20 protein-coding genes are annotated in these 20,550 nt (G+C 64.3%); 2 read left to right on the top strand and 18 right to left on the bottom strand.

Annotated elements, in window-relative coordinates; all coding sequences use genetic code 11:
- Positions 1 to 178: 178 nt before the first annotated feature.
- From FB390_RS07260 to FB390_RS07185, 16 genes are all read right to left on the bottom strand, one after another.
- Complete coding sequence (locus FB390_RS07260) at positions 179 to 1,747, bottom strand: Gp37-like protein (RefSeq protein ID WP_246123899.1); 1,569 nt, start codon at positions 1,745 to 1,747, stop codon at positions 179 to 181.
- Entirely contained in the window at positions 1,747 to 2,640 is an 894-nt protein-coding gene (locus FB390_RS07255; protein WP_221639222.1) for a phage tail protein, read from the bottom strand. The genes FB390_RS07260 and FB390_RS07255 overlap by 1 nt, the downstream gene beginning before the upstream one ends.
- Entirely contained in the window at positions 2,637 to 4,406 is a 1,770-nt protein-coding gene (locus tag FB390_RS07250) for a hypothetical protein (protein WP_141808249.1), read from the bottom strand. The genes FB390_RS07255 and FB390_RS07250 overlap by 4 nt, the downstream gene beginning before the upstream one ends.
- 83 nt (positions 4,407 to 4,489) lie before the next feature.
- Positions 4,490 to 4,921, bottom strand: coding sequence for a DUF5361 domain-containing protein (locus FB390_RS07245; protein ID WP_141808248.1), 432 nt, complete (start codon positions 4,919 to 4,921; stop codon positions 4,490 to 4,492).
- Complete coding sequence (locus FB390_RS07240; protein ID WP_141808247.1) at positions 4,882 to 5,163, bottom strand: hypothetical protein; 282 nt, start codon at positions 5,161 to 5,163, stop codon at positions 4,882 to 4,884. The genes FB390_RS07245 and FB390_RS07240 overlap by 40 nt, the downstream gene beginning before the upstream one ends.
- 107 nt (positions 5,164 to 5,270) lie before the next feature.
- On the bottom strand, positions 5,271 to 5,858 hold the full coding sequence (locus FB390_RS07235; protein WP_141808246.1) for a phage tail tube protein: 588 nt from the start codon (positions 5,856 to 5,858) through the stop codon (positions 5,271 to 5,273).
- Between the two features lie 73 nt (positions 5,859 to 5,931).
- Positions 5,932 to 6,243 (bottom strand): hypothetical protein, encoded by a 312-nt coding sequence (locus tag FB390_RS07230; protein WP_141808245.1) that lies wholly within the window; start codon positions 6,241 to 6,243, stop codon positions 5,932 to 5,934.
- A 118-nt stretch (positions 6,244 to 6,361) separates the two neighbouring features.
- Entirely contained in the window at positions 6,362 to 6,889 is a 528-nt protein-coding gene (locus tag FB390_RS07225; protein ID WP_141808244.1) for a hypothetical protein, read from the bottom strand.
- Positions 6,890 to 7,015: 126 nt separating this feature from the next.
- Positions 7,016 to 9,421, bottom strand: coding sequence for a hypothetical protein (locus FB390_RS07220; RefSeq protein ID WP_141808243.1), 2,406 nt, complete (start codon positions 9,419 to 9,421; stop codon positions 7,016 to 7,018).
- Between the two features lie 398 nt (positions 9,422 to 9,819).
- Positions 9,820 to 10,269, bottom strand: a complete 450-nt coding sequence (locus tag FB390_RS07215; RefSeq protein ID WP_141808242.1) for a hypothetical protein — start codon at positions 10,267 to 10,269, stop codon at positions 9,820 to 9,822.
- Positions 10,270 to 10,393: 124 nt separating this feature from the next.
- Positions 10,394 to 10,843: a hypothetical protein gene (locus tag FB390_RS07210; protein ID WP_141808241.1), complete on the bottom strand. Its 450-nt coding sequence runs from the start codon at positions 10,841 to 10,843 to the stop codon at positions 10,394 to 10,396.
- A gap of 601 nt (positions 10,844 to 11,444) precedes the next feature.
- Complete coding sequence (locus FB390_RS07205) at positions 11,445 to 11,633, bottom strand: hypothetical protein (RefSeq protein ID WP_141808240.1); 189 nt, start codon at positions 11,631 to 11,633, stop codon at positions 11,445 to 11,447.
- A gap of 1,120 nt (positions 11,634 to 12,753) precedes the next feature.
- Positions 12,754 to 13,440 carry a hypothetical protein gene (locus tag FB390_RS07200; protein ID WP_141808239.1) on the bottom strand — a complete coding sequence of 229 codons (687 nt, stop codon included), beginning with the start codon at positions 13,438 to 13,440 and terminating at the stop codon, positions 12,754 to 12,756.
- Entirely contained in the window at positions 13,437 to 14,234 is a 798-nt protein-coding gene (locus tag FB390_RS07195) for an alpha/beta fold hydrolase (RefSeq protein ID WP_141808238.1), read from the bottom strand. Before FB390_RS07195 ends, FB390_RS07200 begins: the two co-directional genes overlap by 4 nt.
- A 36-nt stretch (positions 14,235 to 14,270) precedes the next feature.
- The gene (locus tag FB390_RS07190) at positions 14,271 to 14,687 is read right to left on the bottom strand and encodes a hypothetical protein (RefSeq protein ID WP_141808237.1); all 417 of its coding nucleotides are present in this window, start codon (positions 14,685 to 14,687) and stop codon (positions 14,271 to 14,273) included.
- Positions 14,684 to 14,908, bottom strand: a complete 225-nt coding sequence (locus tag FB390_RS07185) for a hypothetical protein (RefSeq protein ID WP_141808236.1) — start codon at positions 14,906 to 14,908, stop codon at positions 14,684 to 14,686. The genes FB390_RS07190 and FB390_RS07185 overlap by 4 nt, the downstream gene beginning before the upstream one ends.
- A 142-nt stretch (positions 14,909 to 15,050) precedes the next feature.
- Here FB390_RS07185 and FB390_RS07180 point away from each other — a divergent pair, with 142 nt between their 5' ends.
- Positions 15,051 to 15,308, top strand: coding sequence for a helix-turn-helix domain-containing protein (locus tag FB390_RS07180; protein WP_185756968.1), 258 nt, complete (start codon positions 15,051 to 15,053; stop codon positions 15,306 to 15,308).
- Positions 15,309 to 15,396: 88 nt separating this feature from the next.
- Here the strand turns inward: FB390_RS07180 and FB390_RS07175 are convergent, their stop codons facing one another.
- Positions 15,397 to 15,639, bottom strand: coding sequence for a hypothetical protein (locus tag FB390_RS07175; protein WP_141808234.1), 243 nt, complete (start codon positions 15,637 to 15,639; stop codon positions 15,397 to 15,399).
- A 235-nt stretch (positions 15,640 to 15,874) separates the two neighbouring features.
- On the bottom strand, positions 15,875 to 18,613 hold the full coding sequence (locus tag FB390_RS07170) for a VanW family protein (protein ID WP_246123898.1): 2,739 nt from the start codon (positions 18,611 to 18,613) through the stop codon (positions 15,875 to 15,877).
- 702 nt (positions 18,614 to 19,315) lie between these two features.
- Here FB390_RS07170 and gnd point away from each other — a divergent pair.
- Positions 19,316 to 20,344: a phosphogluconate dehydrogenase (NAD(+)-dependent, decarboxylating) gene (gene gnd / locus FB390_RS07165; protein WP_141808233.1), complete on the top strand. Its 1,029-nt coding sequence runs from the start codon at positions 19,316 to 19,318 to the stop codon at positions 20,342 to 20,344.
- Positions 20,345 to 20,550: the final 206 nt, after the last annotated feature.

The raw sequence follows: 20,550 nt of genomic DNA, 5'->3' as shown, positions 1-20,550 counted from the left end.
GCCGCCCGCGTCGACCCGGCTCACCGGGAGGTCCGGGCGGCAGCGGAAGCACGGCCATCTCGGGGGAAACCGTCGTTTCGGCGGTCAGCACCGGCAACCCATCCGCGTCGGGTTGCCTGCGCACGGTGATGTGGGCGGGAAAAGTAATGTCCGCCATCGTTTCTCCTCGTCGGATAGGTCAGAAGATGAGCAGATCGAGGTCTGCGCCGACGTCGGTCGCCAGGTCCTTGACCGCGGCCGCGACCCGGCCCAGCCGCTGCCACGCCTTGACGATCGAATCCTCTTCGTCGGCGCCGTCGCCGACGACGATCTGCCATCGGGCCGAGCTCTCGCGGTCGTCGGTGAAGGTCAGCTCGGTCACGAAATCTGTGAAGATGTGCTCACCGAGCGCGAAACCGATCTGGTCGCCGAGACCGAAATCCCGGCCGAGCAGATACGGCGCGTTGTCTTCCACGGAGACTCGCTTGCTGGTGTAACCCCTGGTCAAGTGCAGTCCCTGACGGGCTGCGACCAGTCCGTCGAGCGTGAACGCCTTGTCGCTCCCCGTGATGTACAACTCCCGGAACGCATAGGGGCCCGCGCGTCTCACCCGCTCCTTGTCTCGATAAACCATCCAAGCCAGGAACACGTCGTTGAGCTGGCCGCGATACAGCCAGTCCAGCCCGATGAGCGACAACAGACCCTTGATCGCGATTTCGATGCCCGCGTTCACCCAGCCGGGTGACCGCCCACCGATGATGATGTCGGTGGCGGTCGGCTTGTGCAGGGCGACCTCGGAGGGACCGATTCCCGAATACTCGCCTTCGAAGTACCACACCCAGGGAAAGTTCTTGACGGTGCCCAACGGGCCCGTCTCCCCGTATACCGCCTCGTATTCGGTGGTCGAGTTGAAGTTCGGGTACCGCACCGGAGTGGTGCCGTCGTCCGCGAATTCCTCGATCCACGAGCGAATTCCGTCGAGCAGCGTGCCGGTCGCCCCGGTGACGCCCGACTTGTCGACAGTGTCGAGCACCACCGTCGGCCTGTCCAGATAAAACCATTCCGGCGCAGGCTGTTCGTCCTCACCAGGAAGGAAGAATCGTGCGGTGAGCATGACACCGGAATCCTCGAGCATCGGCGCGAACAGCTTGTCCGCCATGTCGAACCGTGCCGATGCGGCGCTCCAGCGGCTGGTGTCCGTCATCGGGTTCACCGGAACGACCGCGATCGGAAAGAGCGAGTCGCTGCCCTGCAAGCGCATCAGATTGGCCGTCAGATAGGTCGTGATCAATGTACGGACCGGGCCGAACTGGATCATGTGCCGCGGGAACTGGGCCAGGATCGGCGCGAATGGCGCGGCCCAGCAGCAGATCGTCGCGACGTGGTTCCAGCAGTGGATCGCCTCGATATCGACCGTCTCCACACCGTACTCGTCGCGCACGATCGACGCTTTGGTGATATAGCCGTCCCACCGGAAACCTCTGGTGTTCACGGTGATCGGGATGGTCGCATCCTCACCGTCTTCGTTGTTGAAGAGGTGATCGAAATGCACCATGTCGCGCGGGCAGGTCATCTTCAGGCCACCGGCAGCGTTGCGCGGGTAGCTGAATTGCAGCGACAGGTAGCTGTGCTCCTCGCCTACTTCCCGAAGATCCTTGTCCCAATATCGCACGAGCACATCGGGATTGCGGGCGTACTCTTGATCGGCCCGGTGGACCTGGTCCATCCGCCTGGATTCGTCGTGCGGATCCCACGTCGGCGCGCTCATCAGAAGGGCCTCGAGGATCGGGGAGTCACGGCGACGATCAGACTCGAGCTCGTATTTCCGCCCTCCACCTTCACGGTGATATCGCTGGAACTCCACGGCGGCAACGAAGCCATCCACCGACGGCCCGCGAGTCGCGGCCACACATTGCGGAACTGCGAAGTACCGGTCGTGTACACCCGAGCCGTGCGATGGCGTGGATGCGTATCGATGCGCAGTGTCTCGTCGACCTTCAATACCGGCGTCTGGACCAGGCGCAGCAGGTCACCGCCGACCGGATCCAGAATCGACCAACGGCCTGGGCCGTTCATCGTGTAGCGCGGCCAGGCGGGCTGGTCGGCGGCATTGCGGGCACGGACCGTGCCTTCGCCGAAGCCGGAAGCGTTGGTCCACACCGAGGTCTCCTCGAAGTGCCGTTCGAGCGGATCCAGGGCAACCGCCGACATCTTGTACGCCGCGAGGGCACTGCGAGCCGGATCGACGTCACCCACGAATTCCGGCGCCGCATCGAGCTGTGCTTGCTGGAACCGCCAGCCTTGATGGCGAGTGAAATATCCAACGGTCACCGGCTTGTCGGTGGACCACCCACGGAACCAGGCGTCATGCACCGCGTGGAAATCCCGAACCGGGTCCATCGCGGCGCTTTTCGCCGTCCCGGAGATGAGCACCAGGAAATCCCATTCCTTCTTCGATCGCACCGACCGCAAGAACGTCGCGCCATCCTGCCTCGCACCCTCCGACACCAGCAGCTGCACCGGTGCGAACATGAATCCGGCCTGTTTCGTCAGCCGCACCCCCTCGCGACCCGAATTGACACCTGCCAGATGCCAGACCCTCCCGTTGATGTCCCACACGACGACTTTCGTGTCGTGCGTATCCAAGAGCTGGTGGGTCATCGACCGAGACCTCCTCCGCGTTGCTGCGCCAGCGTGCGGCGCCGGCGAACCCTTTCCACCGCTATCGCGACGCTCTTCGGGTCCATGCCGTTGAAGTTGTAAATGTCCTGCCGAGCGGTATGACCGCCCGGACCTTTCGCGAGATCGACCAGGCCGAAGCCGCTGCCGATCACCTCTTTCGCGGTATCGGCGGCATACTTGCCCACCACCTCGACCGGCTTCAGCACCGTCTCGGCGGCGAGCTGGCCAACGGTGGAACCGAGGGTCGCGCCGACCGCGGTGGCGATCGGGGCCGCCGGACCGAGCCCGGCGCCGAGGGCCGTGCCGATCGCGGCGCCGATCTGACCACCGGCCTCGGAAGCCACGCCCGTGATGCCGCCCTTGATCGCACCGAACAGACCGCCGCGCACACCGCCGGTGATAGCGGAGGACAACCCGCTGGAGATCACGTCGTTCGTGTCCAGACCTTCCCAGCCGCCGGATTCCTCGACATCCGAAGGGTTTTCGGAGATCGTCGGTCCCGGTAGCTCCAGCGTCTTCGCCTGTGGGGTCGCGGGGGAATCGACTGTTCCGACGGGATGTGTTCGAAACGGCGCGAGCAAGGAGTTCAGGTTGGATCCCTGATTCGATCCCAAGAGGAACGCCATGGGATCGAATCCCGCGCCCGCATCGGTCGACACCTGGGGTGGCGACATGAATCCAGGCAGAATCCCTTGCAAGAAATCCGACGACGGAACCCATCCGGAGTTCAAGGCTTCCAGCAAGGGAAGTGCCCTCGATGCCGCATCCGCGTTGACGACGAATTCACCGTTGGACAGCCAAGAGAGGTTGTCATCACTCGTCGACGTTCCGCGACCGACGACGCGACCGCCCGTGGACATGCGGGGAATGCCGCCCGCGACGCGCGACAGCAGCTCGGGAACCCGTTTGCGGTCGGGCAACTCGCCTCGGCCACCGAACCGGTGACCGCCGCGACGCGGACGGGGGGCTTGTTCCTCGGGTGGCGCGGTGGCGTCGTCCGGCGCGGGCAGGTACGGGTCATCGTCGATGTCACCCGGTGGCACACTGCCGACGATCCCCGTACCGAGAGCCGGTCCCGGCACGTGGATACGGGATCCATAGTCCTGCACGGACGATCCGGAATCGCGCGCCGGGCCGTGGACGGGGCTACCGCCCGCGATCACGCCGGCCGGCTGTCGCGCTGGAGCCACGGCCGCCGGCCGGGACGCGCCGTTGCCACCGGCCGGCGCCGCGGTGTGATCGCTTCCGGCTTCGGCGCTCGCCGACCACGGTCGCAGCTGGTACGGCTTCTGGTCCGGACTCACCGGTACGACGGTCGCGGTGCCATCGGCGGCGAACAGAATCTCTTTCGCCGATTTCGAGCCGAATATCGTCGCTCTGCGCAATCGGCTGTCCGCGCCGATTTCGAGATCGTGTTTCGTACCGAATCCGTAGAACGCGCCGGGCTGATTCTTGAACAGAAACGTCGAGTGCCGAACAGGGGATGGTCCACCGGCGATCGGTATTCGCTGTAGTCGCGCCAGGAAGCCCGGCGGCTCCTGAAAGAATCCCGGGTGCGCCGGAATGCCGAACACCGGCGCCGGCAGGCCATCGGCGATCACGGCACGGCCGGAACTCTTCGCGCCGACAACCGAACTCGGTGACTTCTTATGATCAGGAATCGGGGCTGCCGTGCGACTCTGACCGCCGCTACCCGGATTCGACTTCGGCCGGTCCGGCCGGTCGTCTTTGTCTATAGGTGCCATTCTTCTTCCAAACCTCTTCGCTCACGGGCCGACACCTGCTGTCGGAAAGAGAAGAATCGTGTTCGCGAATGCCTCGCGGACTCTCACGGCGACGGGCGCTGATCGTCCCAGGTCAGGAAGTCGTTCATCGCTTCGATGCTGGCGGCTGTCCCGATCCGTTCGACGCCGCGTGTGACGCCCGGCCGTGGAATCGGCTCGGGACGGTCCCGACCATCCTGCGCCGCCTTGGTCTTCGACCACACCAGCCATCGCAAAGAGTCCGCCATATCGGCCAGCAGATGCTGGCCGAGCTGCCACTGGTGGTCCTCGCCGTAGACCGAACGCGCCAGCGCGGAATCCGCGGGCGCCTGCTTGATCAGCGCTTTCAGATCACGCCAGCTGAGGTCATCCGTACCGAGCATGCGCAGCCGGAGGCCGATGGTGATCAGGTCGTACTCGATAGCCTCGGTATGCTCTTCGAGAAGAGCATCGAGGCTCAGGATTCCCCCAGGCCGACCCCCGAATGGATTCGCCACGCATCCAGCAGCGCCTGGTATTCGTCCTGATCCATCTCGTCCAGCACCGCCAGAGCCTCGGCCGAGACGGTCAGCTCGATGAGCGTGTACATGGCGTCGATATCGTGCAGTCGGCGAATCCGCCGGATCAAGCCCGGCTTGAGATAAGACAATGACGGGAGCCGGATTTCGATATCGCCCACCTGCCGGACGAAGTCGTCCTTGACCTTGGTGGAGTTCGGTACAACAGGCGCAGTAGTCATGGGCGCAGACCCTTTCACGATTGTCGGTAGGCGCAGGCGTTATGAAGGGCCCAGCGGCAGCGGGCGGGCCTGCGCATAGGTTGAATCCCGCTGCCGCTGGGGGCTTGTCAGACGGCGAAGACGCCGTCGTCGAGGTAGCGATAGGCCTTCACACCGGTGTCGTCCTTGAACGCCTCGACGGTGATGGTGAAGCCGGCCAGTTCCTTGGAGACGAACTTCTTCTCCGTCACCTGCGCGATCCTGGCGTTCGGCAGGACGATGCGCAGCTTCTTGGTGTCGTTCTTCATGTCGAACACCCATGCGCGCGAAGGCAACACCGAACCGGTCTCCTTCACCTTGAGCAGGGTGCCGGTGGTGGCGGTGGCGGCGGTGACGGTCAGGTTCTCCGGACCGAACACCTCACCGAGCACGTCCTTGTCCCACACCGCGTAAAGGGTCAGACCGAAACGCACCGAGTGCTCGGTCTGCAGCTGCGCGATGATGTCGGCGTTCCAGTCCTTGACCGTCTCGACCTTGCGCTCGCCCCTGGACTCGATGCCGTCTTCGGAGACGTAACCGAGCGGCTTCAGCGCGGCGTTGATGGTGTCGGACGCCGAGGTCGGCAGCGGAGTGTTGAGCGGGCCGACCAGGACACCGCCGGTGACGGCAATGTTCGGGGTGCCCGCGCCGATGAACTTGCTGGAAGGCAGAGCCATTGTGTTTCTCCCTTGGGATGTTGCGCAGGCCCTAGGGATTGGTTATTCAGTTGTGACTCCGTTGCAGAGGGAGTCAGGCGAGGACAGAACCTCGCACGTAGAGGTCGGCAGTGATGATTTGCCGAGGGGCGGAAGTAGCGGGATCGGTGTCGTTTTCGACACCGACATCGTCGATGTGGTCGCACCACACCGTGCCGAGGTAACCCGGCGATGCCGCGGCCAAGATGGCGCGCACGATACCGGCCAGCGTCGCAGCGGCGCCGCCGTCGTCATAGCACTCGAGCACCATGCGTGGGCGATCGAGGATCAGGTTCGGCCCACGAAGACCTTCACGATCCTCGCGGTCGACACGCTTCTTCCGGTCGTTGCGGCTGACGCGAACCATTCGCGTCGGCCGTGGATCCGGAATCCTGCCGACCACCTGTGCGGAATCGGAAATCGCGGCGAGCTCCGCGGCGAGAAAGCCGATCAGAGTGGTCTCGATGTCCGGGAACACTATTCGTTCACCCATCGGATGACTGCCTTTCGTCGACGCCGTGGATACCTTCGATCCGCTCACGCAGCTGATCGACGATCCCGACGTAGGCTTCGGTTTTCGTGGCGGCCTCGACAGCGAGGCCGCGCGGGTGGGTGGCACACCATCGGCCGTTCTCGGCCGGCGTCACTTCGATATCGTCGAAGTCGTAGAACGACTCCACGTCCGGAACCGGCCATGCGCCGTCCTCGTCCTTGGTCACATGCAGACCGATATCGAACGCGCCAGGTGGCCCGCCCGGTGTCGGCACCCAACGGATCGTCTCCAGCTCGGGATGCCAACGGACGCCGCGCTGCACGAGATACTCGGCGACCCGGGTGGCTTGCTTGATGGTGGTGACGGTGGGTTCGGCACGCTTACGTCCGACCGAGTCGTGCCATTCCGGAAGGTGAATCACCGACAGCTCTTCAGCCAACGACCGCACTTGCGGATCCAACTCCGCGGTCTTCTCCGATTCGGAGAGTCCGCCTGTCAGCGCATGCTGCACGAACGCCAAGAACTCGGGCGTAACCAGCTGCCCATGCTCGGTTTTCGTATACGAGGGCGGTGGCTGATGGTTGTAGAACTGGACGGATTCGACTGTTTCGTTGTCAGACACGGATTTCTGAATTCCCTTGCTTCGCTAGACACGTAGTGACGGGTCGTCCCGCCGCCGCGGGGTGGGTTGGGGTTGCGGCTGTTCCGGTGCGGGAGCCGGGGTGGCCGGGACTTCGGGAGCCGGAGCCGGAGCAGGAGCGGGTGCCGGTACCGGGGTGGGAGCCGGGGCCGGGGTGGGAGCCGGGGCCGGACTCGGAGTGGGCTCCGGGGTCGTGGTATCCGGAATCGGGATGTCACTCGGCACCTCGGTCGCCGGCCCGGTCGCGGCAGGCCGTGGCATCGGGACTCGCCACGGAAGTCGGAACACCCTGCCGGGGCCGGGCAGCGGGAGGTACGGCATCTCGAACGACGGCCAGCGCCATCCGCCACTGTCACCGCTAGGCGGCTTCGTTTCACGTGGCCGGAGCTCGGGCGGAACGACGCGAGGATCATACGGATCCGGGATCAAATACCAGCCACCCTTGTGGTTCGACTCCCACTTCCAAAACGGCGGAGCCTGGAACATGTAGGGGTACCACTGGCGCTCACCGTGCAGCGGATCCGTCCCGCCGTCCGGGACCACACGCCACTCCGGGGGTTTGCTCGTATCCTCGTTGTTGTATTCCCAATGGGTGTCCTTGGGGATCGGTGGCAGCAGGTTCCCTTTGAACCGAGGGTCATACCACCAGCCCTCCGGTAGCGGTACCAGCTGCATGTTCTTGCCGTCGAATGTCCAGCCGTGCCCGAGCGGAGGGTCCGGAAGCTTGTTCGGGTACTGGAATGGCGCACCGGGGTTGTTGGGCAGCAACTTCCAGCCATCGGCTCCATTCGGCGACCACCGGTAGCCGTCGGGTGTGCCAGGGAGCACCGGTCCTCGCGGCGGCTCGTTCTGCGGCTGTTGCTGCGGCGCGGGGTCCACCGGTTGCTGTTCATGCGGGGGTTGTTGCGGGGGCTGCTGCTGTTGCGGCGTCTGTTGCTGCTGCTGCGGCTGCTGCTGCGGCACATGTTGCTGCTGCGGGGGTTGCTGTGGCGGCTGTTGTTCCTGCGGCGCTTCGGCCTGTGGCTGCGGAATCGGCCGTGGCTGAGGAATCTTCGGAAGCTCGGGCCGTATCTTCTGTGGCTTGTGGCGCCGCTGGTCGATCTGAGCTGACGGTAAGCGGAACCCTGGTTGCGGACTACCAGGAGGTATAGCCGATGCTGGCACACGTGACCGATCGTCCGAATCAGCATCATTTTGGTTCGGTGCTGAGGGTTTGTAGCGCGGCGCCTGCCGCTCGACCGAGGGGAAGTATTCTTCGAACGGACTTCGAGCGTTCGTCCACCTCGCCAACAGGGCTCGCAGAAAGGCGAGCTTCTGTTCGTCCGTAAGCTTCCGGAAAGCTGCGATCTGCGCGGGCGTAAGGCCGAGCTCACGAAGAAAATCTTCGAAATCAGGATGATTTACGATGTCCGGGGTCGGGAAGAACTTCCCACCGAACAGCATGTCGATCACCAACGCCCAGAAGAGCAGAGCCTCTCGGGCGTTCTGCGCATCCGAGCCCGTCACCTCTTGCGGATCTTCGGGCAGAATACCTAGCTCCTGGAGGCGCAAATAGACAGCATTCCAAGCCTTTCGAATCGTACCTCTGTGAAATTCGTCTGCAATGGACATCCAAATGCCGCGCAGATTCGAGTAGTCGTGACGTTCGTCCTCATCGAAGATTCCGGGATATTTATCGAAGATTTGCTGCTCGACAGCATGGTGCACATCTTTACCCCACGGGGCTATACCAGATTCACGCCAATAATTCTTCCGATACTCTGGCAGCAATTTCCATTCGTCATAGAACGGATCGCCGGGATTCGGGATCGGAGCAACATTGGTCGGCTTACCTGGCTTCTTCTTGTTCTCGTTGTTGTTCCCGGCGTCGACATCCTCCGTCTGTTCCTCGCCGGGGGCCACTGCGGCGCCGTCCTGCGGAGTATCAGCCGCCAACGGCTCCTCGACGGGTCCGCGATAGTCGGACTCAACCGGGTCAGCAATGGATGCCGCCACATATCTTTCCGTTTGTAGCGATGTCGGCGCTGTCGAGTCCTCGTCGAAAAGCATGCGACGGTTTTGGATTCGCTCGACCGCCCGCGCCGCACTGACCGGCGTCATGTGATCGAATTCATACGTACGGCCCGCCATATGGTCGACACCGGCGTAACCCCCAACAGAATCGGTTCTCGCAAGACCGGTTTCGATCGTGGCCCGAAAATTTGTGGAATTTCTGCCGACAACCTCGCCGATCTGCCGCGATAGGCGAACAGCTTCCAAGCTCAGGTCTTTCTGCACGCCGACACGAATCGATGTCACCAAAGAGGAGAATTCATCTGCGCCAGGTCGCATCGCCCTGTCGAGCTCATACTTCAGAAATCCAGCTATTTCAGGCACTGCAGGAATACTCGCATCAATAATCCCATTGGCCATATCAGCACCCCGCGTTTATAGGTATGTTCGAGGGCCGACTGGACACATGGAATTCACATGTTCACCAAGCCGGCAAGCTATCGAACTTTCGAACGACATGCGCACGATGAACCGCGTTGGGATCGGCCATCGGACGCGTGCGATGAATTAGCGCAAAAGCGCGATAAATAACGGAAACGAATGGATTCAGTCCGAGAAGTAGACCGAACAGGTCGCCGCAGAGGCGGAACGAATGCGGCGACTCGACACCGCACATGTTGCACGCAATATGGCAATGGTATCGAAATCAGACAACAAGATCTGATTGTGGGCGCGCGAACGATCGAAGTCCGTCGCGAGCAATATCATGCTGCATCGGCAGCATTGCCAAAGGAATGTGGCGTCGCTCTCGCGAAGCTTCAGAAGTCCAGGACTATGTTGCCGTCTTTGTCCAACTTGTTTGCGCCATCCCGAATCCGCGCATCACGATTCCAGAGGAACTCAGCTGCGCGCTCGGAGGCGATCAGCTTGCTACGACCCTGGATACCGAAGTCATCGCTGAACGCCCGCCCCGTGATGACCAGCCCGGTAAGGGGCGGAATGATGATGCGGTCCGGGTCTTCGACCAGCGCACTGATGGAGGTGGTCACCGGACCGAACTCGTAGCCTGTCAGATCCGACTCGGTCAGAGCATCGGCCAGCGGTTTCGTTACCGCGTATGCGCCGCTGTAAGACGTAATCAGTTCGCTGTCGACCGGATAGTAGAACTCGAAATGAGCCGAGACGACTCGCGGAGGATCATAGCTGGAGTCTCTGCTGACCTGACCGAAGTCGGCAGGGACCTCCGGGTTGATCAAGTAGAAAGTCATGAGTTATGTCCCTCGGGTCGGGCGTGCAGTCGGACGACTATGTCTTACATCTTAGTTCACAGCTGCCAAAACAACTGCCGGAGGATTGATCTGGAGGACCACAGGATATTTGGCTTCAACCACGTCAGAGGTCGATGATGATCTCGCCGTTCTCATCCAGCCGGGACGAATATTCGCGAAGGATCTCATCACGAGCGAAGAGGAACTCGGCAGCCCGTTGGGAGGCGATCAGCTTGCTGCGCCCCTTGATGCCGAAGTCGTCGACGAAGGCTCGGCCGGTGATGATCAGACCGAACAGCGGCGGGATGTCGAAGTCTTCGGGGTCTTCGACCAGCGAACTGATCGAGGTAGTCACCGGACCGAACTCGGATCCGTTCAGATCGCTCTCCGCCAGTGCATCGGCCAACGGTTTCGTCACCGCGTACGCACCGCTGTAAGACTTCATCAATTCCCGTTCGACCGGGTAGGCGAACTCGAAGTGAGCCGAAACCACCCGGCGGGGAGTGACGCTATCGTCGTAGACAACCTCACCGAAATCGGCGGGAACATCTGGCCTCAGCAGGTAGAAACTCATCGGTTACATCCTCGGGCAAGCGGGTTGACGTGATATCGGTTTCGGATTTCGCCCCTGCCATCGCGACAGGGCTCGATAGTATCCGAGTTGGTTCTAGCGCGTTGCGAACGTCGACCACACACCCGTAGTGGCGTAATCGAGTAGGTCGGTTTCACGCCCGTGGCGGCGCCCAGACCCCGACCGGACAACGGTTTCGCCGGACGAGACGGATGCCGCGCACGCGGCTGGGTAACCGGGAATGCATGAAGCCCCGAATCCAGTGACTGGATCGGGGCTTCATCTCTGGGTGCGATCGATGCTCGGGTGCGAACCTAGCTTCGATCTGGGCGCAGTTGTAGCGCTGCAAAAAGCTTCACCCAAGCGCGGCGGATTGTCAAGACCAAGATCATGTTTCCTGAAAGCGCTGGCGGTCAACGTCTTTCGGCAACTATCAGCGCCTCGGCAGAACCATGCACCAGTCGATCGAACGGCGACCAGCGCCGGCCAGCAATGGCTTTCGCCAGCATGCAATGCTCGACACAAATACACCATGGCGCACTTGGTCGCGGATCCTCTTCGACAGGCGCGACTTTCGATCACAGGTCGAGCGAGTCGGCGACAACTACCCGAACAGCTCCAAAGGATCTCGGCCGAGCAGCAGCGAGGCAGTGATCAGGTCGCAGAGAGTGGGGTGGTCTCGGGCGATGCGCTCGGCGACGTCCGGGCCAAGGTGTTCGCTCACGGTATAGATCGACTCGGCGTCGAATAGCTGGGCGAACGACAATGATTGACTACCTTGATCCACGATCACACTTCCCCTTTGGCACTGTCCCCCGACAACACTCGACTACTTCGTTTCGACGGGCCGCGGATGGACGGAAACGCCGGCCGGAGCCCTGTGGTCAACCTCGAACCCCTGTTGTCGCAACCTCTCTACGCACCACACGATCGGGTGCGAATCGTGATAGCACCGCACCCCCTTCGAGCGTGGCGCTCCGGCCCAGTGCCTTCCGGCTTCTGGATCGAATGGGACTGTATCAACAACTTCCGACTGGAAGGCTGTGTGGCAGTGGAACTCCGAAGCTTCGAGTGCTGGCGTTGCAGCGAGAACGATCGGCTTCGATGGGTGGAACCCCGCCCCCGGCCGAGAGCCGGCCGGGGGCGGGGCTGGCGCCCCGACGCTCGCATCGTCTGCGACCGCGGCGAACTGCCTGCGGGAAACGGGAGCTGGTCGGGACGGATCCGGGTAGGTCGATGGTGTCCCAGGGAATCGGGTACGTGCTTCGAGTGGCGCCACGCCCCCGGCCGAGGGGCGGACCGGGGGACGTGGCGCTACGCCTCGAACATCGCGGATGCGTCTACGACCGCGCTGGCATCGGCGGGAGACGTCGGGCAAGTTCGAGACGTGCATGCGGCAGGCTCTTTCCCGCTTGTCAATGGACATCGAAAGGGTTTCGGGGGCGTGCCACATGGGTTTGGGCGGGACGGGGTTTGCGCGTCCCAGGTGAAAACGACCGTGGCCCCGCGCATCCGAGAGGACGCACGAGGCCACGGTTCGAAGAATTGTGTCAGGGATATTCCGGAACTTTCCGGGATGATGGCGCAACTCTGGCGCTGCACAAAGTCTCACCTATCGAAGATCGGATGTCAACACCGGTCCGAAAATTTCTCCGAAAATGCTGGTAGGAGGCGATAATTGGATCGAGCCGATCCGATCGAGGTTGGGTAGTGGTCGGCTCGCGATTGCGCGAGCAGCTAGTCATCCGGTTGCCGAATGCTGGTGTCGGAGAACGGCACTACCCCACCTCGCCGAAGCGGGATGGGGCAGTTCTCGGCTGTGAAAGTGTGGCCCGGTCGGTCGAAGCTCGGTGTCGACGTGGACTCCGGTTCCACAAGGGCGTGTTATCGGAAAGTACTGCGGCACTGCGCAATTACTGGTCTACCTTGGAGCGTCGGGATCGACTCGGATAGGCCCGGTGTTCATCGAGCACTTGGCCGACCAGGAATTGTTCGGGCCAATCCGGTGCCCACGGACCCGGCAGCGGTGCGATTCTGCCCGCGTCGCGTAGCGTCTGCACCCGGCGCACCGTCAGCGTGCGATACTCCGCGCCCAATTCCTTTGCCAACGCCGCTATTCCGGACGCGTTCAGGCGGTGCGTGCGAGCCCGTGCAAGCGCGGACTCGTCGAGCACGACCGGAGCCTCGGCCGGACAGACGATCCACAGCGCCGCCTCGACCACGCCGCGGATCCGGGCGGGCGCATCCTCGGCGCCCTCCGTCATGGCCAGCGCGATCAGGTTCCGGTCCAACCAGCGGGCCAAGCCGGCGGTGGTCGGCGAACCCGTGTAATCGAGGCCGCGTTGTTCGCAGGCCAGGCGCACCCACGACACCAACTCCGCATGCAGAGCATCGGCGGCCCGCGCCGCGGCCGGGTTGTACGGGAGGGGTTGTTCGCCCGGTCGGCGATGCATGCGGAAGTCGCGGCGAGCGCCGTTGCGTGCCTGTTTCGTCATCGAGATGGTGAGATCCTCCGCCAAGTCCGGAATCTCACGGAGCAACTCGGCTAGCGCACGCAGTTCCGTGCGCTCGAGGTACAGGTGGTTGGGGTAGTCGCTCAATGCGAGCCCGCCCGTTCGATGGTCATAGTGTTCAGCGCTTCCGCCAGCTGCTGAGCATGCCCTTCGCGGACATAGTCGTCGGTGTGCCTGCCGTCGAGGAGGTAGCCGCGGGCGTAGGCGATCGCGCCCGCCCAACTCCGCCAGTTCTCCAACGACCACCACCGTTGCAACTGCTTGCGGCTGGCGACGTCGATGAGGCTTCGGCCCCAGCGCAGGGCGGCCCCCGGCCCCGCCATGCTGAAGTAGGCGCTGAGGTCGGCGATCAGGCGCAATGGATTTCCGGAGGGCAATGCCGTGATCGGATCACCGGGCGCCGCAGCCCAATACGTCGGAATGTTCGGAACCGGCCGCTGTCCGGCGATGCCGTATCCGCCAGGATCGGAACCGAGGTAGCGGCCGATCGGGCGCAGCGGATCGGCGATCAGCGCACAAGCCACTACCTCCAGGTGCGGCAGTTCGCCCCGCCCGATCTCGGCGGCGACGTTGCCCGCGATCGCGGCGCCCTGGGAATAGCCCGCGAGGATGACCCGGTTCGGCGTGGACTCGATCGCGTCGATCAGGGCATTCCGTCCCGCGGCGAGACTGTCGGCATAGGCGACCTGCCTCCCGTAGTCCGCGGGATATGGAACCATTCGCGAAACGAACCGTGTGCCGTCAAGGGCGGCGGCGAAGGAAGCGGTGACCGTCTCACCGTTGGGATTCCAGGTGCCGCCGACGATCAGCACGTCGATGACCTCTGCGGTCGGCGATGAATTCCATCGCGCGAGCAGCCGATTCCTTCTGAGGGTAGGCATGCCGGATCTCCTTTCGGATTCGGGAAGAGGGGTGCGTCAGCACACGACATCGGAGAGCACCGGCGACAAGCAGGTCGGGCACGCATCTCCCTGTCCCGCCGGGTATTTCAGGTGAAGGTTGCGTGGGTGGGTGGCAATCGCGTTGCCGAGCTCGGGCCGGATTGGATTGGGGTAGCCGTAGTCGACATACACCATCCGGTGATCCGCGCCGACGATGAGGCCGTGCTCCGTACGCCCGCACACAGGCGCTACGAACAGCGCCCAGCGACCGATACTGCGCCGAAACTTCGCCAGCGCCTCGGTGTCCGATCCGGGCAGCGCGGTAGCTGATCGATCGCTCATCGGCGTGATTCCGACCCGCATCGAAAAGTGAGTTCTGTCACCAAATGTTTTGAAAGATTCTTCAGCGAAAACTCGAATAGCTCGCCCCGGTTCCCTCGCGGCGCCTGTCATGGGACCCGCACCGCATCGGGAATCAGATCGACGGTCCGGCGGCCGAGCGCGGCCGCGACACGAACCAGCTCGGACAACGTAAAGGATGTCTCCGCGGTTAATCGGTGGCGGAGCACAGAAGGCGGTATGGAGGTGCCTTTTATCAGCTCGTTCGCACCCATTCCGGACTCGACAAGTGCCACGCGCACACTTTCCGCTATCTTCGCGTCTAGATGATCCATACAGACCAGAATAAGGTCCGTTTGGACTAGCTGCAACCGCATTCGGAGTCACCTGAGCGCCGAGTGGCATCGAGTGCCAATCATGCGAAGACTCGCGGCATGTCGTTTGCCAGGTAGCCGTTCGGACCTCAGAATGGTCCATATGGGTGCGAAAGAGACGGCTTCGGAAATCAACCGTGCGGTGGGAAACGAGCTTCGAGCCGCGCGGGCACGGCGGGACCTGACCAGACAACAGCTGGCCGAGTTGACCGGCCTCGCGGTCAGCACGATTCAGCGATTCGAGAACGGTGAGCGTTCACCGGACATGCAGCAACTGCACGCCCTGTGTGAAGCGTTGAGCATTCCGATGCGGGAGTTCGTCACGCTGGCGCTGAAGGACATCGAGCGCCCCGAGAGGTGATCTCGCGCGGGCTACGCGACGAACTACTTGGCCGCGCGGACCGAACGATCAGCCCCGGGCCGCTTGTCGGCGGGGCTCACGGATGTCGTCATGCGCAGCGCGAACCGGCCTCGCCCTGGCTGACTGCGCCGATCGCGACAGCCTCGGCGTATTCGACGACGGCTTGCACCGAGTCGACATCGAGCGCCAACGAAGCCAGCACGATGTCACATACCGTCGCGGTGCCGTGCAGGACGCGCGATGCGGCGTCCTCTCCGATTGCCGCCCCCAATGCCGCCGCGGCACCGACGTTCCGAACCGCTAGCTCCGTTACCGAGCCGATTTGCTCCACTACCTCAGTTCCCCTTCATCTCGGTGCTCGACTTCGAGCGCGTGATTCGGGGACAGAATCAGCGACGCGTCCCAGAATCAGGGTAGTTATATCCCATAGAATCCTTCATGGCGCACCAAAGACGTCCTGCTACAGGGGAATTCGCAAGACCTCGGAAGTATGGACACCGACGAAGCGGTGTTGCCGAGGATTCGCTATGAGGTGAAGAGGGCCGGTACGACTGCGGGCGTATGGCTCACTCGCACTTCACGACCGGAATGGGGTCGTACTTCACCGTGCGGGTCGCACGGGAGACCTCGCGCCCGGTCTTGCGGTCGGTGATCACTCGCGTATCGGTAATGGTGAATCCCGGCGCGCCTTCGGACGCGATGCAGTCCTTACCCTTCGGCAGGGTGATGGTGTTGGGTTCGGTGGGCTTGGTCTTCTCCCCGGTGATGGATTCGACGTCGACCGTCTTGGTGCCCCAGAGGCGGACGGTGATCTCCGAGCCGGTGGCGAAAGTCTCGATGTAGACGCCGCTTTGGGTGTTGTTGCGGAATTTGAGGTCGATGGCGCCGTCGAAGACGGTGGCTTCGCGCGCGGCCGGGTAGCGGGAGATGTAGTAGCTGTGTTCGGTGTGGCCCGCGTCTTCGAGTCCGGCGAAGTAGGCGGCGTTGTAGAGGGTCGTGGCGAATTGGCTGATGCCGCCGCCGACGGCGGTGCTGGGGCGGCCGTGGTCGATGATGCCGGATTCGACGTAGCCTTCCGCGGTGCCGCGCGGGCCGGTGAATTCGTTGAGCGAGAACGTTTCTCCGGGACGGACGACGGCGCCGTTGACCTTGTTGGCCACGGTGCGGATGTTGACGCCGGATGGTCCGCTGAAGCCGCTGGTGGTGAACGCGCCCATCTGTTCGATGATTCCGAGACCCTGCGCGGCCTCGGTGGTGAGCTTGGGCTCGACCTTCTCGTAGACGGCGGGCGTGCTGCGCTGCTGGGATGCGGCGAGCAGCGTGGGCAGCTGTTCGAGGGTCTTCGGCCAGTTGATCTTGTCGCCGACCACGGCGGGCACGACCCGTGGCGCTCCGCCGGTCACGGCGAAGGTCGCGTCCTTGGCCTCCACCTCGGATTGCGCGAGCTGCGGGGCGAGGATGGCGGTCGCGGCGTTCAGGTCGTAGTTCGCGGCGAGACCGCCGTGGCCGTCGGGAGCGAAACTCAGGACGGTCGCGATCTGTTCGGGGGTGAGGGTGGCGTCGCCGCCCTTACCCGTGAACACCACGTCGCCGCGCACGGCGGGTTCGGCGATCTCGTGTAGCGCACTCTGTACGGCCTCGGGTCGGACGGTGAGAGGTGCTGGGACAACGGGTAATTCGAGGGTGCCACCCTCGATCCAGTGGTCGATCAACGCGTTTCGCGCGGCGGGCATGTCGAGCACGCGGCCGGGCACGGGCGGGACGGCGACCGGCTTGCCGTTCTGGAACTGAATGGTGCCCTCGACAGTGGGGCGATCGTGCACGCGCAGCGCGGCGAGCTGACGGTCCAGCGCGGCGTCGTCCACGGTGCTCGCGACCGAGACCTCGCGGGTGCCGAAGAAGGAGATCACGCGGGCGAAGGGGTTGATCGGCTGGCCGCCGATGCGATCCCAGGTGCCCTGCCAGTCGACGGCCAGGCCCGCGGCGGAGGGGATGAGCTCGGCTCGCACGTCGCCGATCTGCAATGGCAGTTCCTGACCGGCCCGCCCGTCGAGGGTGGTGCGGAGTTTGGCGTCGGCTTCATCGACGTCCATCCCCCCGATATCGATTCCGGCGACGACCACACCGCGCGGCACGTCCCCGGAGGAGAGCACGGCGTCCACGGCGTAGCCGAGGCCACCGACGGCGATCACGGCTCCCGCGACGATTCCGGCGCGACGGATGGCGGGGGTCCGCCACCACGGCCCGGAATCGGCGGGCTCCGGTCTCGGCCTGGGTCTGCGCGCGTTCGCCCAGCGCTGTTGGTTCTCGGTGTCGGCAGGGGGGACGATCGCTGTCGCGTGTTCGGAGTCTGTGGGGTGCCCGCCATAGGGCGCATGGTCGGCATCGGTCCGACCGATGACGGCGGTCGCGTGCTCGTTGGCCGCCCCGTGCCCGCCGTAGGCCGCGCGCTCCGCATCGTCCCTGCGGATGAAGGCGGTCGCGTGTTCGTTGGGTGCCGCATGCTCGCCAAAGGCCGCGCGGTCCGCGTCTGCCTGACCGATGACGGCGGTCGCGTGCTGGTTGGCCGCCCCGTGCCCGCCGTAGGCCGCGCGCTCGGCATCGTCCCTGCGGATGAAGGCGGTCGCGTGTTCGGCATTCGCGACATCTACGCCATGCGGCGCCTGCTCGGCGCGGGCTACATGCTCGCCATAAGCCGCGCGCTCAGCGTCGTCCCTACGGAAGAAGGCGGTCGCGTGCTCGTTGGCCGCCCCTTGCTCGCCGTACGCGGCGCGCTCCGCATCGTCCCTCCGGATGAAGGCGGTCGCGTGCTCGGCGTTCGCGGCATCTTCGCGATGCGGCGCGTGCCCGGCGTGGGTCACATGCTCGCCGGGGGGCCGCTGTCCGGCGGTGCTCAACCACGCCGCATTGCTCGCCTGCCCGGCGCGGGCCACGTCCTCGCCATGGGACGGCTGTCCGGCGTTGGTCGACCACGCCGCATTGCTCGCCTGCCCGGCGCGGGCCACGTCCTCGCCATGGGACGGCTGTCCGGCGTTGGTCGACCACGCCGCATTGCTCGCCTGCCCGGCGCGGGCCGCATCCTCGCCACGGGACGGCTGTCCGGCGTCAGTCGGCCACGCCGTACCGCCCGACTGCCCGGCACTGTCCGACCACGTTGTATTACCCGCCTGCCCGGCGTTCTCCGGCCACGCGGCATTGCCCACGGCCGCGCCATCGGCGCCCGGCGTGCCGCCGCTGGCCTGGCCGGGAAGGTTCTCCTCCCAAGCGCCCGCCCACGTGGCATTGCCCGTCTGCCCACCGTTCATCGGCCCGGTGGGGCTGCCATGCCTGGCATCATTCGCCCAGGCGCCGTTGTCCTGACCCGCGCTCGTCGCTGGGGCTGGGCCGCTCTCCTCCCAAGCGCCACCCCACGTACCACTGCCCGCCTGTGCCGGGTTCGCCCCTTTGTCTTCGCGCCCGGGAGGCATCGCCTGCGTCGGGTAGCTGTCCTGCCCGGCGTCACGACCCGCGCCCGCCTGCTGTGAAGGCACTCGCAGCGGCGAGGTCGGTGCGGAGTCCGCAACCCATCGCTGCGGTTGTCCGGGCTGGGTCACCGGAAGTTGTGTGGTCTTCGCCTCATCTAGCGATTCGCGGTTCGATTCGAGGAGATGACGGAGTCCGACCTCGCCGTCTTGGTGTCGGCCGCGGCCGCGGTGTCCGGTGCTCGACTCGCTGGTCACGAACCGTCCTCCCCGATAGAGGTGCTTTTCTGGGCCGCGCACGGTGCGGGCCGTTATCCACGATAGTTGTCGGCGCCGGGTGCTTCAGTTCAGCTCGGACGCGCAGCAAACCTCGTGCAATGAACCGCCTCGAACACGGAAGAGCCCCGCGCAGTTGCCGGGTCGGGGGTCTGGCAACTGCGCGGAGCCGATCTGTTTATCGGAGCAGCGCACCCCGCGTTACACACTTCCCGTGGACAATCGAGGACGACCCGCCAGACAGCTCGCACACACGAGGGAGATGGACGGATGCAGCTGGGAATGATCGGTCTCGGGCGGATGGGGGCGAACATCGTTCGCCGCGTCGTCGAGGACGGGCACACCGCGGTCGGCTACGAACGCAAACCCCGGAACATCGAGGAGTTGCGCGCCGATCTCGGCGAAAATTTCCGGGGCAGCACCGACCTGCCGGAATTCGTGGGGATGCTGGAGAAACCCAGGGTGGTCTGGGTGATGATCCCGGCGGGGGCGACCGGCGCGGTGATCGACCAGGTCGCCGAGCTGCTCGAACCGGGCGACATCATCATCGACGGCGGCAACAGCCGCTACCACGAGGACATCAAGAGGGCCGAGAAACTCACGCCCAAGGGCATCCACTACCTGGACATCGGCACCTCCGGCGGCGTCTTCGGCCTGACCCGCGGCTTCTGCCTGATGATCGGCGGCGAGGCCGAGCAGGTGAAGTACCTGGATCCGCTGCTGAAATCCATCGCACCCGGCCTCGACGCCGCACCGCGCACCCCCGGCCGCACCGGGGAACCCTCCACCGCCGAGCTGGGCTACCTGCACTGCGGTCCGGCCGGGGCGGGTCATTTCGTGAAGATGGTGCACAACGGCATCGAGTACGGCGCCATGGCCGCCTACGCCGAAGGCCTCAACATCCTGCACAAAGCCAACTACGGCGCCGCGCACAAGGGCGAGTTCTCCGCGGAAGAGACGCCGCTGGAACACCCCGAGTACTACCAGTACGACATCGATGTGCCGGAAGTCACAGAGGTGTGGCGGCGGGGGTCGGTGGTCGCCTCGTGGTTGCTGGATCTGACGGCAGGCGCGCTGTACGCGGACCCGAACCTGGACTCGTTCGGCGGACGGGTCTCGGACTCCGGCGAAGGACGGTGGACCGTGGATGCCGCGATCGACGTCGGCGTGCCCGCACCGGTGCTCTCGGCCGCCCTCTTCGCCCGCTTCTCCTCGCGCGGCGAGTCGCTGTACGCCGACAAACTGCTCTCCGCCATGCGCCAAGCGTTCGGCGGCCATTACGAACTACCCCCGAAGTGAATTCGGGTGGCCGCGCACTGCTTTCGATGAGTCGGTCGAATCCGCCGTCCAACCGTTCGATCGTCGGCGCGCCGAAAAGTCTGCGCCCTCTGCCTTCGGACTCTTGGCCATGATGATGCGGAAGCCAGTCCGCAAGTAGGCGACATCGCCGCTTCGCATAGCCGGCACGCACAGACCCCGCCAGGACCGGTTTCGGCAGAATATTG

The sequence above is a fragment of the Nocardia bhagyanarayanae genome (assembly GCF_006716565.1).
Lineage (GTDB): Bacteria > Actinomycetota > Actinomycetes > Mycobacteriales > Mycobacteriaceae > Nocardia > Nocardia bhagyanarayanae.
The sequence above is the reverse complement of the archived record's forward strand: the minus strand, read 5'-3'. Positions and strand labels throughout refer to the sequence as shown.